We start from the raw sequence: 2,135 nt of genomic DNA, 5'->3' as shown, positions 1-2,135 counted from the left end.
TCGAGAGATTCATAAGAAAACGTCATCCTTTCTAGTCTAGCTTTTTTAGAAAGAATAACGTTTTTTTACACTTGGGGGTAGTGAAGATTTTTAAGTTGATGGGCATGTGAATTTGCACCCTTTCACCAAGGTACTGAGGTGACTCTTTAAGCGATGCTTGCCCTTTAATAATTCCATTTTTGAAGTTACCATTGGATAAAATAAAACACTCTTCATCTTTCGAAATACCGACGTGGCTTAACAGCTCTTCAACCCATACAGCCAGCTTTCCTGATTTCTTACTTGGTTTTAGATATTGGGTTAAGTTAAACATATATGGAGTTCCATGCTTGTTTGGAACCGTTGTATGCTCGCTTAGCTGTATATCCCATTTTGGATCTGCGATTACCGTAGTTAGAAGTCCAGTATCTTCTAATGCACACTCAATGGAAGCCATTTCCTTTTCTGAAAGACCATCTTGAAACTCAACCGCATCATAGAATAAGATATGCGGAATATTCCATTCTTTTATTGCTTCTAATACTGATTCTTTCTCTTTTGAAAGAAAAGGTTTAGGCATCTTACCGACAATCCATTCATTGAGTTCTTCCTCTACACTAGACTGCTTTTGTCCGATTTCACCCTCTAATCTATCTACTTGATGAATTTCATCATTGATTTTCCTTTTTACATCAGTATACTGCTGCTCAATCATGTCAGTTAGTTCTCGTTCTGTGACTGAATAAGGAAAATGGTACAATTTTTTTAACAATTGCTCTTTCTCTTCTTCATTTATAACTAAGAATTCATTATCTTCTAACCATTCATCCATTTCATTACTGAAGGTTTTCTTCAGTTCATCAATTTTCTTTCTCATCATACGAAGCTTTTCTTGTTTCTGGTTAAGGAGAACCGTAGCTTCATTTTTTTCTTCCGTAAGAACTGTTTTCTTATGTCCTAATTTTTCGAACTCGAATATCTGTTTTTGTATGTCGTGAATGAATGTTTGATAAGATTGAATGTCTTGATTCCATAAAGAAAAATCATAATCAAAATGCTCATATCGAGTAATAAAGTGTCCTGCATGTCGGCTATGCTGCTTAAAAGACGATTCTAAAGCACAGTGCTCCATTTCTGACAATTCACCTTTCATGCGATTTATCCACTTTAAACTATTTGTACTTGTAGCTTCAAATAGCTGATTCATTTCTTTAATTTTTGTTTCCTTGGTTTTTCTCTGCTCTTGTTTCGGTTTCATTAAACGAGTAATATCTATCTTTTGATTTTCGAGCCTTCCTTTTTGTATAGAGAGGTCCTTTGCTTCCTTACTACGCAGCGCTTCAATCCGCTCATTCAAGGTCTTTTCTTTTGCCTCCAAATGGGATATTTCTTCAGTCAGTTTTACTACATTACTTTGGGTAGTACTTAACTGGTTCGAATTATACCTCTGACGTTCATAAAGGTTCTGTAAGCGATTTTCAGCCTTTAAATATCCATTTGCCACTTCTGCTAAATACACTTCATGATAGGCTTCATATACACTTGTGATAACTTCTATGTAGTCGTAGGCAAACTGTAATTCTGTTAATTCCCTTTCAATTGTATCAATTGATTCAATTGTGTTACTAAGTGGACTTAGTTCCTTTGATGATAATGATGACAGGGAATTGGTTAAGATTTCATACACCATTTTTGGCTTTTGGCCCCCACCTAATTTATTGGAACGTAAAGCAATTAATAATTTAATCAGATGTTCAAAAACTTGAATCTCCCTAAATTGAAACAGATGATCATTAACGGCCTTCATGTACTCTGCGTTAGTCGTATAAATTTTACCGCCTTCTCCTAATTGTTCTCGCAATTCTTCTTTGGAAAGTGGGATTTTTTTCACATCACCGTCTATCCACTCTTCTTTGTACAATTTAATATCCTGAGGTCGTTTTCCGATTCTAGAATTATCTAAAATGATAAAAAACCAATAGTCTAAGTCTTGAACACCCGCTTTAGCTTGCAGACCCATCCCTGTTGTAATGTATTCATCATAAATACCCCTCGTATATTAATATTTAAGCCCTATCTCAGGCTTAGTTTTACTCTCTAATAAGAGTCCAGTAATAAAGAAAATACTTGGACGTCTCAAGATATTTCTAGATAAT

At 34.9% G+C, this 2,135-nt stretch carries 1 protein-coding gene; it reads right to left on the bottom strand.

The genetic code is table 11. From position 1 onward, the window contains the following. Positions 1-31 precede the first annotated feature (31 nt). Positions 32-1,999: a coiled-coil domain-containing protein gene (locus MR168_RS32660; RefSeq protein WP_242291755.1), complete on the bottom strand. Its 1,968-nt coding sequence runs from the start codon at positions 1,997-1,999 to the stop codon at positions 32-34. Positions 2,000-2,135: the final 136 nt, after the last annotated feature.

This window comes from Bacillus cereus group sp. BfR-BA-01356, from assembly GCF_022663635.1.
Lineage (GTDB): Bacteria > Bacillota > Bacilli > Bacillales > Bacillaceae_G > Bacillus_A > Bacillus_A cereus.
Note: the sequence above shows the minus strand (reverse complement) of the source record. Positions and strands in the feature narration are given on the sequence as shown.